This is a genomic window from Pseudomonas sp. DWP2-2 (assembly GCF_049897065.1).
In the GTDB taxonomy this organism is placed as follows: domain Bacteria; phylum Pseudomonadota; class Gammaproteobacteria; order Pseudomonadales; family Pseudomonadaceae; genus Aquipseudomonas; species Aquipseudomonas paracarnis.
In genome coordinates this window covers 407,415-420,771 of the sequence record NZ_JAFCVN010000001.1, presented here as the reverse complement: position 1 = coordinate 420,771, position 13,357 = coordinate 407,415, and the positions used below count along the sequence as shown (strand labels likewise).

Below are 13,357 nucleotides of genomic sequence, written 5' to 3'. Positions count from 1 at the left end.
AGCGATTAAACGATGAAGCGGGGTTCGGGCAGTCCTTGGACGCCGGGGTTGAGGGCGAACACGCCACCAGACAGCGACTGTTCACTCGGGTCGTCGCGGATGGAGGTGACGTACAGAGTGTCCAGGCGGCTGCCACCGAAGGCGCACATGGTGGGTTTTTTCACGGGCACGCTCAGGGAGCGGTCCAGGCGACCGTCCGGGGTGAAACGGTGAACCAACCCGGCGTCGTTGGCGCATATCCAGTATCCGCCCTCGGCGTCCACGGCTGCACCGTCGGGACGCCCGGGGAAGTCGTTCATATCAATGAACAGGCGGCGATTGGACGGCGTGCCGGTCTCGATGTCGTAGTCGAACGCCCAGACCTTTTGTACCTTCGGGTGCGAATCGGAAGCGTACATCGTGCGACCATCGGGGCTGAAGGCCAGGCCGTTGAGGGTGATGAACCCCTCCAGTAGCGCGTGGGGCGCAGCCCCGGACCCATAGCGATAAAGGACGCCTTCGGCGGCATTCAAGCCCATGTCCAGCACCATGCTGCCGGCCCAGAAACGGCCCTGGCGATCGCAGCGGCCATCGTTCAAACGCATGTCCTTGCGCGAATGCTCGATGCTGGCCAGCGGCACGGTGTCGAGGCTGCCGTCGTGGTGGGGCGTGAGTTGGAAGAAGCCGGTTTGCATGCCAGCGACCCAATTGCCTGCCTGGGTGCGCGCAATACAGGCGAGCATCTCTGGGGCTTTCCACGCCGCCAGATGGCCGGTGGCGGCGTTCCAGCGTTGCAGGCCGCCGTTGGGGATATCTACCCAATACAGGGCGTTTTCTTCGGGCACCCACACCGGGCATTCGCCCACCGCATTGCGGGCATCGACAATCAGTTCAGCAGTCATGGTCATTCCCTTGGGTTGCGGGGCACTCAGTCACCGAACGGCCCCGCCGCGCAGAACGCACCGCCCTGGTAGACCTTGGCCGGGTCATCGGCGGCCATGGGCGGTTGGGTTTCGACCTGGGCGCGGAACACTTCGGAGCTGTCTTTGGGGGCAAAGCCCAGGTGCGCGGCGTAGCGGTTGTCCCACCAGGTGTCGAGGTTGGCCGACATGCCGTACACCACGGTATGGCCGACGTTGGGCGTGTACAGCGCGCGTTCGAGCAGTTGGGTCAGGTCGTCGAAACTCAGCCAGGTGTGCATCATCCGGCGGTTCTGCGGTTGCGGGAACGAGGAGCCGATACGGATGCTCACGGTCTCGATGCCATAACGGTCGAAGTAGAAACTGGCCATGTCTTCGCCGTAGGACTTGGACAGGCCGTAGTAACTGTCCGGGCGGCGCGGGGAATGGGCGTCGAGTTGCTCGCCCTGTTTGTAGAAACCGATCACGTGATTGGAGCTGGCGAAGATCACCCGCTTGACCCCGTGGCGGCGGGCCGCTTCGTAGATATGGAAAATGCCGCTGATGTTCGCGCCCAGCACCTCTTCGAACGAGCGCTCCACCGAAACGCCGCCAAAGTGCAGGATGGCGTCGACGCCCTCTACCAACTGATGCACGGCGTGTTTGTCGGCCAGGTCGCAGGTGTGTACCTCTTCGCGAGCGTCAGTGGCGGGGGCCATTTCAGCGATATCCGAAAGGCGCAGCACCTGGGCATAAGGACGCATGCGTTCACGCAGGACTTTGCCCAGGCCGCCGGCGGCACCAGTGAGCAACAGACGGTTGAAGGGAGCGGGGGTGGTGGTGGTCATGGGCCTTCCAGATTTTTGTTGTAGGTTGTCGTATGACTATGGGGAAATAGTGTTAGGGATTCCTGGTGTTGTCAACGTCCTTCCAGGCACATGAGATCAAAGGTGGGAGCTGGCTTGCCTGCGATAGCGGTGAGTCTGAAAAGGATGTGGTAACTGACCCACCGCTATCGCAGGCAAGCCAGCTCCCACATGGATAAGTGGCACCTTAGAGATCGGATTTGCCTTTGCAACTACAACAACGAAATCGGATAGCTGATAAAAATCCGGTTCTCATCGAACTCGTTATTGCTGAAATCCCGACGCATGGTCGAGTTGCGCCACTTCACATTGAGGTTCTTCAGCGCACCGCTCTGCACCGTGTAGGCCAACTCCGACTCACGCCCCCACTCCTTGCCGTCGGTGATCGCCCCGGTGTGTACATTGCTGCCGCTGATATAGCGGTTCATCAGGGTCAGCCCTGGAACGCCGAGCACCACAAAGTTGAAGTCGTGGCGCACCTGCCAGGACTTTTCCTTGGCGTTGTCGTAGCTGGCGTTGTAGCTGTCGTTGGCCAGAGTGCCGCCGCTGGTGCCGTTGATGCGCATCCAGGCGCTGTCGCCGCTGAGTTTTTGCAGGCCAACATAGAAGGTATGGCCGTTGTATCTGGCCGAGAGCAGGGCGAACAGGGTCTTGTTATCGAGGTCGCCGGCCAGGGCGCTGCCGTCTTCCTTGCCGTTGAAGAACCCGAGGTTGGCGCCCAGGGTCCAGTCTCCCAGCGGCTGGCTGTGGGTGAGGTTGAGGTACTGCTGTTGGTAGATATCAGTCAGTTCGGCGTACCACAGGCCGACCTGGGTACGTTTGTCGTTGAAAGTGTATTCGCCGCCGCCGAAGTTGAAACGGTCCGAAGTGAACGCGGCTTTGCCGTTCATGAACATGTCTTCCATGCTCGCGTCGTTGCGCGGGCTGTTGCCGCGAAACTGGCCACCGTAGAGCGTCAGGCCGGCGATTTCATTGGAGGTGACCTGGCCGCCACGAAAGGTCTGGGGCAGGGAGCGGCCATCATCGGAACGCAAGATCGGCAGCACCGGCATCCATTCGCCAACCTTCAACTCGGTCTTCGACAGCCTGGTTTTCAGCGCGACACCCAGGCGCCCGAAATTGTCGGCGGGGCGGCCATCGTCATGCACCGGCAACAGTTGGGTGCCGGCGGTGCCTTTGCCGCCATCAAGCTTTTGCGAATACAGGCCCAGCACGTCAATCCCGAAACCGACCGTGCCCTGGGTAAAGCCGGACTTGGCATCAAGGATAAAATTCTGCGCCCACTCTTCGGCCTTGCCCTGGGGGTTGGTCGGGTTGGTGAAGTTGCGATTGAAGTAGGCATTACGCAGGTTGAGCGTGGCCTTGGCGTCGTCGATAAAGCCTTCGGCGTTGGCACCCAGCGGCAGAGTGACGGCCAGGCTGCCGAGGCCGAGAAGGCCCAGGCGAGTGCAGGAATGACGGGCGGATTGACTCACAGTGAGGCTCCCTTTGTTTTGTTGTTTTTATTATTTGTCATACGTTGTCGTACAACATTGAGCGCGATATTTGCGAGGTTTTGAGGGCGTGTCAAGCGGAAGTTATACGATGACTTGGGTGAAACGATTCAACGCAGCGGCACGGTCGCCCCCTGTAGGAGCGAGCTTGCTCGCGAAAAACGTCAACGATAACGCGTGCTTCCTGAATGAACGCGGCGCCTGTGAGTTTTTCGCGAGCAAGCTCGCTCCTACATTGATTGCACTGCACAAGACTTTTCAGCCAGCCATGACCATCGGCGGCAGGGTGCCAAGCAGGGAAACCGCAGCCACTGCTGCAACGCCCAACAGCCACTCCATCATCACACTGGCTCTCAAACTGCCCAGGCGTTGTTCGCAGCGCTTGATACGCAACCGGTTCAACAGCGCCAACCCCAGCATGCCCAGCACCAGCCCCACCTTGATCAGCAGGATCAAGGCGAAGCCCTCGAACAGCGGCGTGGGCCACAGTTGCCCGGTGAGCACGCGCACGTTGATCAGACCGGTTACCAGCAGGCCGCCGACCAAGCCATATCCCACACCACTGAAGCGACGCAGAATCGGCTCCAGGTGGTGGTCTTGCGCCTGCCGGAGGATCAGCACCAACACCAGCAACCCACCGAGCCAGGCCCCAACGCACAGCAGGTGCACTACCTGGTTAAGGATCAGCAACCGCCCACTCAGCCCATCGAGCATGGCGCCATGGCCTACAGGGGCCAGGGTCGCCAGCAGCAGGGCGAGCAGCGGCAAGCGCAAGGCCGGCCAGGGCTTGATCAGCACGATCACCAGCAGCAGGTTCAGCAGCAGATGCCAGGCCCATACCTGGCCAAAAAAGGTCTTGCCCAGCACCAACTGCACCGTGGCCGGTTGCAGCGCCGACTCCCAACTGCCGGCCATGCTGGCGGTGATCAACAGCAACCACACAACCCCGGTGAACAGCCCCAAGCCGGCCAGGCCACGGGTGATGCGCAGCAATTGCCGGTCCAGTGTCGGCTGCACATGAGCGCCGAGCAGCCAGGGCCTGAATACCCAGGCCCCGAACATTAGCAACACGACGCAAAAGTGCAGGAAGCGGCACAGCACCAGCAGGGTTGCCATGGGTTATTGGCCGACCTTGAAGCTGTAAGTGCCTTCGCTTTTGTGAGTGTCGACGGACACTGCATGCCATTCGACTTTATAGGTGCCGTTTGCCAGCGCAGCGGCAGGCGTGACCACCAGTGTCTTCTTGTCGGCGTCCGGAGTTTCCAGGCCCTTGATGGCGATTTCGGTGCCGTCCTTGCTCAGGGAGACCTTGGTGAAGGTGGCTTCGACGCCTTCGCTGAAGGTCAGACGCAGGTCTTTGGGTGCGGCGACTTTGCTGTCAGCCGCAGGCTCCGCGCTCTTGAGGTGGGCGTGGGCAAACGCCGTGGAGGCGCCCAGCAGGGCAGTGAACAGGACAGCAGCGGTCAGGGACTTCTTGAGCAACATTGTTCAATACCGATCAGAGGATAGGAGCCGGCAGTGTACGAAGTTTCGGCTTGGCCTGTCGCCCCGATCTAGAGCCGGTGGTAGTCTTTAGGCCGTGTTGTTGTCAGGGAGCCCTTATGGGCAATCACAAGATCGGAATTCGTCGGGTCAACGTCGAGAAAATCCTGCTGGCGGCGGAGAAGGTCTTCGCCAACAAAGGCTATGGCAGCACCGCCATGGCAGACATCGCCGAAGAAGCGCAACTGCCGCGCTCCAACCTGCATTACTACTTCACCACCAAAAGCGAGCTGTACAGCGCGGTGCTGTTCGACCTGCTGGAGTTGTGGAAGCAGGACGCCCTGAGCTTTGAAACCTTCGACGACCCTCGCGTGGTGCTCAGCAGCTACATCCGCGCCAAGATGCAGCGCTCGCGCACGCGCCCGTATGGCTCCAAGGTCTGGGCCAATGAAATCATCCACGGCGCGCCCACACTCGGCGAGGCCCTGGATGAAAGCCTGTACGACTGGGCCAAGATGAAGGAAGCGAAGATTCGCCAATGGGTGCAAGACAAACGCATCCTGCCGGTGGAGCCCTCGAGCTTGCTGTACATGATCTGGGCCTCGACCCAGCACTATGCCGACTTCGACCACCAGGTGAAGATTCTGAATGATCACCAGCCGTTGTCGGACAGGCAGTTCGAGAAGGCCATTCAGACCGTGACCGGTGTGATTTTGCGCGGGATTGGGTTGGAGCCTTGAGCTGATCGTTCCCACGCTCCGCGTGGGAATGCCACCCTGGACGCTCCGCGTCCGCTCTTGCCGGCGTGACGCGGAGCGTCACAGGATGCGTTCCCACGCGGAGCGTGGGAACGAGGGGCTAGGGTTACACGGCCTCCCGGTAAGGATTGCGCGGGTCCTGCGTCCAGTTCAAAAACGGCTTGCCGGTATCGATCGGCACCATCTCGATGCAGTCGGCCACCGGGCAAGTGATCTGGCACAGGTTGCAGCCCACGCACTCATCGTCGATCACCTCATACAGATGCGTGCCATCGGCCTGCTTCAAGCTGGCAATGGCCTGGTGCGAGGTGTCCTCGCAGGCAATATGGCAACGACCACAGCCAATGCACGCCTCTTGGTCTATCTTGGCGATGACCTGATAGTTGATGTCCAGGTACTTCCAATCCGTGGTGTTGCCCACCGCCCGCCCGGAAAACGCCTGCAGGTTGGCATGGCCTTGGCTGTCCATCCAGCGCGACAAGCCATCCTTCATTTCTTCAACGATGCGAAACCCATGCAGCATCGCCGCCGTGCACACCTGCACCGCGCCGCAGCCCAGGGCGACGAATTCCGCGGCGTCGCGCCAGGTGCCGATACCGCCGATGCCGCAGATCGGCAGGCCGTTGGTCTGTGGGTCACGGGCGATTTCGGCGACCATGTTCAACGCAATCGGCTTGACCGCCGAGCCGCAGTAACCGCCATGGGTGCTCTGGGTACCGACCACTGGCAGGGCGACCATGCGCTCCAGGTCCACGCTGGTGATGGAGTTGATGGTGTTGATCAGCGACACCGCATCGGCGCCGCCGCGATAGGCCGCCCGCGCCGCCACGCGGATGTCGGTGATGTTCGGCGTGAGCTTGACGATCACCGGCAGCGAACAATACGTCTTGCACCAGCGCGTCACTTGCTCCACGTACTCCGGCACCTGGCCGACGGCGGCGCCCATGCCCCGTTCGGGCATGCCATGAGGGCAGCCGAAGTTCAGTTCGATGCCGTCGCAGCCGGTCGCCTCCACCAAGGGCAGGATGTTTTTCCAGGACGCTTCGACACAAGGCACCATGAGCGAGACGATCAGTGCGCGGTCCGGCCAGTCCTTTTTCACCTGGGTGATTTCCCGCAGGTTGATCTCCAGGGAACGGTCGGTGATCAGTTCGATATTGTTGATGCCCAGCACTTCGCGGTTGGCGCCATAGTGCGCGGAGTAACGCGACGACACGTTCACCGCCGCCGGGTCTTCCCCCAGGGTTTTCCACACGACGCCACCCCAGCCGGCCTCGAAGGCGCGCACCACGTTGTAGGCTTTGTCGGTAGGCGGCGCGGAGGCCAGCCAGAACGGATTGGGCGCTTTGATACCGGCGAATACAATCGAGAGATCGGCCATTACGCAGCCTCCACAGTCAGCATGAGTTGGGCATGCATGGCTTCGGCGGCCCGCTTGCCATGTTGTACCGCCTGAACGGTGAGGTCCTGGCCGAGGCTGACGCAATCGCCGCCGGCATACACCCCTGGGATGCTGGTGCGCAGTTGCTCATCGACGAAGATGCGCTCGCCGACGCGATGCAGTTGCTGGGCCAGCGGATCGTGCAGGGCGTCGTTGTCGAAGCCTTGCCCGATCGCCTTGAAGATCGCGTCGGCGGCCAGTTCGAAGGTTTCCCCGGTAGGCAGCAGGCGACCGTTTTCCAGGCAGGTGCGGGCAAAGCGCATGCCGCGTACGCGGCCTTGGTCATCGAGCAGGACCTCGTCGGGTTGGGCCCAGGTCAACAGCCGTACTTGATTGGCCTTGGCGATGTCCTGTTCGTGGTGGGTTGCGCCCATGTCGACCAGGCCACGGCGGTATACCAGGTTGACATCGCGGGCACCGAGGCGGGCCATCTGCACGGCCATGTCGATGGCGGTGTTGCCGGCGCCGAGCACGATGCAGCGGTCGGCCAGGGGCAGTTGGCTGAGGTCATCGGCCTGGCGCAGTTCGCGGATATAGTCGGTGGCGGCGAGCAGGCCGGGGGCATCCTCAAAGGGCAGGCCCAGCTGTTTGCTGGCAGCGAGACCCAGGCCGAGGAACACCGAATCGAATTGCTGGTGCAGTTCGCTCAAGGTCAGGTTGTCGCCCAGGCGCTGGCCGTGGCGAACCTCGATGCCGCCAATCTGCAGGAGGAAATCCAGTTCCTTCTGGGCGAAGTCGTCCACCAGTTTGTATTTGGCGATTCCGTATTCATTCAGTCCGCCGGCTTTTTCCCGCGCTTCGAAAATCACCACGTCATGACCGTGCAAGGCGGCGCGGTGAGCGCAGGCCAAACCGGCAGGCCCGGCACCGACCACGGCGATGCGCTTGCCAGTGGGCGCGGCGCGTTGGAACGGGTGTTCGCTGAAGTGCGCGTTGTCGATGGCATAGCGTTGCAGCAGGCCGATCAGCACGGGGGCGCATTCTTCGGCGTTATTGCGTACGCACGCTTGCTGGCAAAGGATTTCCGTCGGGCACACCCGTGCGCAACTGCCACCGAGAATGTTGGCTGAGAGGATTTTTTGCGCGGCCCCCTGCACGTTTTCGGTGTGGATATTGCGGATGAACGAGGGGATATCGATCTCGCTGGGGCACGCATTCACACAAGGCGCGTCGTAGCAGTACAGGCAGCGCGAGGCTTCCAGTTGGGCCTGGCGGGCGTTGAGGGGCGGTGCCAGGTCGGTGAACTGGCTGGCGAGGGTGGCCCCGTCTTCGCGGGGGTGGGGGAGGTGGGTCAGGGTCTGGATCACGGTGTTGGCCTCACGGTTATTGAGGTGCTGCCTCTGATGGGCGATCGTTCCCACGCTCTGCGTGGGAAAGCCTCACTGGACGCTCCGCGTCCGCTTTTTTTGGACTCAGCGGTTCACGGCCACTGGCTTGCAAAGCGCTGCCCGCTTGCTCAACTGCTCGAACACCGAGGGATACGCCGGCCGCTGCACATACCGCCCGGCCCCTCGCTCCGCGCGCAGGTCACCATCGGCCCACACCAGCTTGCCCTGGCTGATGGTGTGGCTGGGCACGCCGCGCACGGTCTTGCCTTCGAAGATGTTGAAGTCCACCTGCTGATGGTGGGTCTTGGCGGAAATGGTCCGCGTGCCCTCGGGGTCCCATAGCACCAGGTCGGCATCGGCGCCTACGCGTATCGCGCCTTTGCGTGGGTAGAGGTTGAAGATCTTCGCGGTGTTGGTGGAGGTCAGCGCGACAAATTCCTGCATCGACAGACGCCCGGTATTGACGCCTTCGTGCCACAGCAGCGCCATGCGGTCTTCAATGCCGGCGGTACCGTTGGGGATCTTGCTGAAGTCGTCACGCCCGGCGGCTTTTTGCTCGGCGCAGAAACAGCAGTGGTCGGTGGCGGTGGTGTGCAGGTTGCCCGCTTGCAGGCCATGCCACAGCGCCTCTTGGTGCCCGCGTGGGCGGAATGGCGGGCTCATCACATAGCCGGCGGCGGTCTGCCAGTCGGGGTGCTGGTACACGCTGTCATCGAGCAACAGGTGGCCGGCGAGTACTTCACCGTACACCGCCTGGCCTTTGCCTCGGGCATAGGTGATTTCATCCAGGGCTTCCTTCGTCGACACATGCACCAGGTACAGCGGCGTGCCGATGGTCTCAGCAATTCGGATGGCACGGCTGGCCGCTTCGCCTTCCACCTGGGACGGGCGCGACAGCGGATGGGCCTCCGGCCCGGTGATACCCTGGGCCATCAGCTTGCGTTGCAGGTGGTACACCAGCTCGCCATTTTCGGCATGCACCGTGGGCACCGCGCCGAGTTCCAGGCAGCGTTCGAAACTGGCGACCAAGGTGTCATCGGCAGCCATGATCGCGTTCTTGTAGGCCATGAAATGCTTGAAGCTGTTGATGCCGTGATGGCTGACCAGCTCGGCCATTTCCTCGCGTACCTGCTCGCTCCACCAAGTGATCGCTACATGAAACCCGTAGTCGGCGGCAGACTTTTCGGCCCAGCCGCGCCACTGGTGGAAAGCTTCCATCAGCGATTGCTGTGGGTTGGGAATCACGAAGTCGATGATCGACGTGGTACCACCGGCCAAGCCTGCCGCCGTGCCACTGAAAAAGTCTTCACTGGCCACGGTGCCCATGAAGGGCAGTTGCATATGGGTATGGGGGTCAATGCCGCCTGGCATCAAGTATTGGCCGCTGCCATCGAGTATTTCGCAGCCTGTGGGAATATCCAGATTCGTGCCAATGGCGCGAATGAGACCCTCTGCGCATAACACATCGGCGCGGTAACTTTCATCATGGGTAATAACGGTGGCGCCACGGATCAACAGCGACATGTCGAGTTCCTCACAGGCTTGACCGGCTTGTGCCAGTTCTAAGTGTTGTAATGCTGCGTACCGAGGGTCGGTTAATTCCTGTCATCGGTGACAGGAATAGAAACTAGCCCGAGTTTTTCGAATGAGCAAGAAGATTTTTATCAAGCCTTTAATGTTTTTATCTAATTGATTTATAAGTTAAAAATACTATTTTCACCAAAATGAAGCACGCCCACCCTGTTTTGACGCACTTGACAGGTTCTTGATCTGTTCAATATTTCTTATTGCAAATCAGGCGCTTGAGATATGCCGCTTGACGGCGTCGAGAAATAAAAATAATTGTGATGCACCAGTTTGAGACCTGCAGGTTCTGGCAACTTGCGTATTGTTTAGCCTGACGCGTGCGGCAAGTAGCGCAGGCTCAATTGGAAAGCTGATAAACATCAGCAAGTTATACAAGCGGTGCGGGTTCAGAGGCGGTTGTCGGCACGGTTATTGAGTGCACGGGCAGTTGGCCGGAACCCTGGATGTCATGTTGTTGATGCGGTACTCCGGCCACCTGAACCTAGCGTGCAGGTGAGCAACAATAATTTTAAAAAAACCGTGGAGCGGCCATGCAACAGAACAGATCGCAAGTCATCGAGCGCAACGGCCTGTACGAACTCGACGCCGGCCCCGACGTCCTCGACAGCCCTCGCTACAACCACGATATGGCACCTACCAAAGTGCACGAGCGCACCTGGAACAAATGGCACATCACCGCGCTGTGGGTCGGCATGTCGATCTGCGTGCCCACCTACACCCTAGGCGGGGTGCTCACGGCGTATTTCGGGCTGTCGGTGGGGGAGGCGCTGATGGCGATCCTACTGGCCAATATCGTGGTGTTGATCCCGCTGACCCTCAACGCGTTTCCCGGCACCAAGTACGGCATTCCGTTTCCGGTGCTGTTGCGTTCGTCCTTTGGCATCCTCGGTTCCAACGTACCGTGCCTGATCCGCGCGCTGGTGGCCTGCGGCTGGTTTGGTATCCAGACGATGTTCGGCGGGCTGGCGATCCACCTGTTCCTGGGTTCGATTTTCGACGGCTGGAAAGCCCTCGGCGGTACCGGTGAGGTGATCGGTTTCATGCTGTTCTGGTGCTTGAACCTGTGGGTGGTGCTGCGCGGCGCCGAGTCGATCAAGCGCCTGGAAACCTTGTCGGCGCCGCTGTTGGTCGCCGTAGGAGTTGGTCTGCTGGTATGGGCGATGCCGAACGTGTCCCTCAGCGAGCTGATGGCTATTCCACCCAAGCGCCCCGAAGGCGCCAGCCTCACCGGTTACTTCATGGCGGGGCTTACGGCGATGGTGGGCTTCTGGGCCACCTTGTCACTGAACATTCCCGACTTCAGCCGCTACGCCAACAGCCAGAAAGACCAGATTCTGGGGCAGATCTTCGGCTTGCCGCTGACCATGTTCCTGTTCGCCGCCCTCGGCGTGGTCATGACCGCCGCCTCGGTGAAACTGGTGGGGGTGAGCGTCTCCGATCCGGTGAGCCTGATTGGTCATATCCAGAGCCCGGTGTGGGTGGCCATCGCCATGGCGCTGATCATCGTCGCCACCTTGTCCACCAACACTGCGGCGAACATCGTCTCGCCCACCAACGACTTCCAGAACATCGCGCCCAAGCTGATCAACCGCACTACGGCGGTGATCCTCACCGGCCTGGTAGGGCTGGCGCTGATGGCCCACGAACTGCTGAAAAAACTCGGGCTGATTGTCTCGGACGTCAGCCTGGAAACCGTGTATTCCAATTGGCTGCTGGGCTATTCAAGCCTGCTGGGGCCGATTGCCGGGATCATGGTGGTGGACTATTTCATCACCCGCAGACAACAGTTGGACCTGGCCGGCCTGTACCGCGACGACGTGTACCCGGCCTGGAACTGGAGCGGCTTTATCGCCTTTGGCGTACCGGTGGTGCTGACGCTGCTGTCGCTGGGCAGCGATGCGTTCAGCTGGTTCTACAGCTACGGCTGGTTCACCGGCTCGGCGTTGGGCGGGGTGTTGTATTACGGGCTCAATGCCAAGCGCGCTAGCACTCCACTCACCGCCAAATCCCCGTTGTAAACACGGTTCAGGTGGGAGCTGGCTTGCCTGCGATAGCGGACTATCAGTTAAAGCCGTGTCGGCTGACACACCGCTATCGCAGGCAAGCCAGCTCCCACAGTTGACCGCGTTAATTCATAAGAACCTGTAGCCTGAGGAGACCCCCATGAACGCTGCCCTCGACGTTCTGCAATCGACCCATCAGCACATCAACCGTGACCGTCTGTGGCAGTCGCTGATGGACCTGGCCAAACTCGGCGCCACCCCCAAAGGCGGAGTGTGTCGCCTGGCCCTTACCGACCTCGACCGCAAGGCTCGCGATCTCTTCGTGCAGTGGTGTGAAGCGGCGGGTTGCACCGTGACCATCGACGGCATCGGCAATATCTTCGCGCGCCGTCCCGGCCGCAATCCCGACCTGCCCCCGGTGATGACCGGCAGCCATATCGACACCCAGCCCACCGGCGGCAAGTTCGACGGTTGCTTCGGCGTGCTGGCCGGTGTGGAAGTGCTGCGCACCCTCAACGACCTCAAGGTGGAAACCGAGGCGCCGCTGGAAGTGGTGGTGTGGACCAACGAAGAAGGCTCGCGTTTCCCGCCGTGCATGATGGGCTCAGGGGTGTTTGCCGAGAAGTTCAGCCTCGCCGATACCCTGGCCAAGGTCGATACGGACGGCGTCAGCGTGGGGGATGCGTTGAACGCGATTGGTTATGCCGGAACACGGCCGGTCAGCGGGCATAAGGTCGGCGCGTATTTCGAGGCCCATATCGAACAAGGGCCGATTCTGGAGGATGAACACAAAACCATCGGCGTGGTGCTCGGCGCCCTCGGGCAAAAGTGGTTTGACCTGAAGCTGCGCGGTGTTGAAGCCCATGCCGGCCCTACACCCATGCACTTGCGCAAGGATGCCCTGGTAGGCGCGGCGGCGGTGGTGGCCGCCGTGAACGCTGCGGCGTTGGCGCATCAGCCGCATGCATGCGGCACGGTGGGGTGCCTGCAAGCGTATCCGGGATCGCGCAACGTGATTCCCGGTGAGGTGCGCATGACCCTGGATTTTCGTCATCTGGAACCGGCACGGCTGGACTCGATGATTGCCCAGGTGCGTCAGGTGATCGAGGACACCTGCACCAAACATGGCTTGAGTTTCGACATGCAGCCCACGGCGGACTTCCCGCCGCTGTACTTCGACAAAGACTGCGTGGAGGCGGTGCGCAATGCCGCCAATGGCTTGGGCTTGTCGAACATGGACATCGTCAGCGGGGCAGGGCACGACGCGATCTTCGTGGCTGAGCTGGGCCCGGCGGGGATGATCTTTGTACCGTGTGAAGGCGGCATCAGCCACAACGAAATCGAAAATGCCGCGCCGGATGACCTGGCGGCAGGGTGTGCGGTGTTGTTGCGCGCGATGGTGGCCGCTTCAGCGGCCATTGCCAGCGGCAAGTTAGCCGCCTGAACTGATCGTTCCCACGCTCCGCGTGGGAACGCCGCTCAGGACGCTCTGCGTCCGCCCTTGAAATCGTGACGCGGAGC

The 13,357-nt window shown here is 61.2% G+C and carries 11 protein-coding genes; 3 read left to right on the top strand and 8 right to left on the bottom strand.

Annotated elements, in window-relative coordinates:
* Positions 1-5: 5 nt before the first annotated feature.
* The 5 genes from ACP7CZ_RS01770 to copC form a co-directional block, all read right to left on the bottom strand.
* Positions 6-881: an SMP-30/gluconolactonase/LRE family protein gene (locus ACP7CZ_RS01770; protein ID WP_054898251.1), complete on the bottom strand. Its 876-nt coding sequence runs from the start codon at positions 879-881 to the stop codon at positions 6-8.
* Positions 882-907: 26 nt separating this feature from the next.
* Positions 908-1,726, bottom strand: coding sequence for an NAD-dependent epimerase/dehydratase family protein (locus ACP7CZ_RS01765; RefSeq protein WP_294196007.1), 819 nt, complete (start codon positions 1,724-1,726; stop codon positions 908-910).
* A 230-nt stretch (positions 1,727-1,956) separates the two neighbouring features.
* Positions 1,957-3,219, bottom strand: a complete 1,263-nt coding sequence (locus ACP7CZ_RS01760) for an OprD family porin (protein WP_294196008.1) — start codon at positions 3,217-3,219, stop codon at positions 1,957-1,959.
* 276 nt (positions 3,220-3,495) lie between these two features.
* Positions 3,496-4,353, bottom strand: a complete 858-nt coding sequence (gene copD, locus ACP7CZ_RS01755; RefSeq protein WP_197901297.1) for a copper homeostasis membrane protein CopD — start codon at positions 4,351-4,353, stop codon at positions 3,496-3,498.
* 3 nt (positions 4,354-4,356) lie between these two features.
* A complete protein-coding gene (gene copC, locus ACP7CZ_RS01750) occupies positions 4,357-4,722 on the bottom strand; it encodes a copper homeostasis periplasmic binding protein CopC (protein ID WP_034127959.1) in 366 nt (121 codons plus the stop codon).
* A gap of 116 nt (positions 4,723-4,838) precedes the next feature.
* Between copC and ACP7CZ_RS01745 the strand changes: the two genes are divergently transcribed.
* Positions 4,839-5,459 carry a TetR/AcrR family transcriptional regulator gene (locus ACP7CZ_RS01745; protein WP_014719000.1) on the top strand — a complete coding sequence of 207 codons (621 nt, stop codon included), beginning with the start codon at positions 4,839-4,841 and terminating at the stop codon, positions 5,457-5,459.
* 124 nt (positions 5,460-5,583) lie between these two features.
* Here the strand turns inward: ACP7CZ_RS01745 and preA are convergent, their stop codons facing one another.
* From preA to hydA, 3 genes are all read right to left on the bottom strand, one after another.
* A complete protein-coding gene (gene preA, locus ACP7CZ_RS01740; RefSeq protein ID WP_034127958.1) occupies positions 5,584-6,858 on the bottom strand; it encodes an NAD-dependent dihydropyrimidine dehydrogenase subunit PreA in 1,275 nt (424 codons plus the stop codon).
* Positions 6,858-8,225: an NAD(P)-dependent oxidoreductase gene (locus ACP7CZ_RS01735; protein WP_197901296.1), complete on the bottom strand. Its 1,368-nt coding sequence runs from the start codon at positions 8,223-8,225 to the stop codon at positions 6,858-6,860. Before ACP7CZ_RS01735 ends, preA begins: the two co-directional genes overlap by 1 nt.
* A gap of 105 nt (positions 8,226-8,330) precedes the next feature.
* Positions 8,331-9,770, bottom strand: coding sequence for a dihydropyrimidinase (hydA, locus tag ACP7CZ_RS01730; RefSeq protein WP_060765159.1), 1,440 nt, complete (start codon positions 9,768-9,770; stop codon positions 8,331-8,333).
* Between the two features lie 593 nt (positions 9,771-10,363).
* Between hydA and ACP7CZ_RS01725 the strand changes: the two genes are divergently transcribed.
* Together ACP7CZ_RS01725 and ACP7CZ_RS01720 are read left to right on the top strand one after the other, a co-directional pair.
* Positions 10,364-11,851, top strand: a complete 1,488-nt coding sequence (locus ACP7CZ_RS01725; RefSeq protein ID WP_181125305.1) for an NCS1 family nucleobase:cation symporter-1 — start codon at positions 10,364-10,366, stop codon at positions 11,849-11,851.
* 145 nt (positions 11,852-11,996) lie between these two features.
* A complete protein-coding gene (locus ACP7CZ_RS01720) occupies positions 11,997-13,280 on the top strand; it encodes a Zn-dependent hydrolase (RefSeq protein ID WP_294196021.1) in 1,284 nt (427 codons plus the stop codon).
* Positions 13,281-13,357: the final 77 nt, after the last annotated feature.

What these genes read in the sequence shown, in the direction of transcription:
- ACP7CZ_RS01765 (WP_294196007.1), bottom strand. Translation starts at nt 1,726, where the DNA reads ATGACCACCACCACCCCCGCTCCCTTCAACCGTCTGTTGCTCACTGGT.
- hydA (WP_060765159.1), bottom strand. Translation starts at nt 9,770, where the DNA reads ATGTCGCTGTTGATCCGTGGCGCCACCGTTATTACCCATGATGAAAGT.
- ACP7CZ_RS01745 (WP_014719000.1), top strand. Translation starts at nt 4,839, where the DNA reads ATGGGCAATCACAAGATCGGAATTCGTCGGGTCAACGTCGAGAAAATC.
- ACP7CZ_RS01720 (WP_294196021.1), top strand. Translation starts at nt 11,997, where the DNA reads ATGAACGCTGCCCTCGACGTTCTGCAATCGACCCATCAGCACATCAAC.
- ACP7CZ_RS01725 (WP_181125305.1), top strand. Translation starts at nt 10,364, where the DNA reads ATGCAACAGAACAGATCGCAAGTCATCGAGCGCAACGGCCTGTACGAA.
- copD (WP_197901297.1), bottom strand. Translation starts at nt 4,353, where the DNA reads ATGGCAACCCTGCTGGTGCTGTGCCGCTTCCTGCACTTTTGCGTCGTG.
- preA (WP_034127958.1), bottom strand. Translation starts at nt 6,858, where the DNA reads ATGGCCGATCTCTCGATTGTATTCGCCGGTATCAAAGCGCCCAATCCG.
- ACP7CZ_RS01770 (WP_054898251.1), bottom strand. Translation starts at nt 881, where the DNA reads ATGACTGCTGAACTGATTGTCGATGCCCGCAATGCGGTGGGCGAATGC.
- copC (WP_034127959.1), bottom strand. Translation starts at nt 4,722, where the DNA reads ATGTTGCTCAAGAAGTCCCTGACCGCTGCTGTCCTGTTCACTGCCCTG.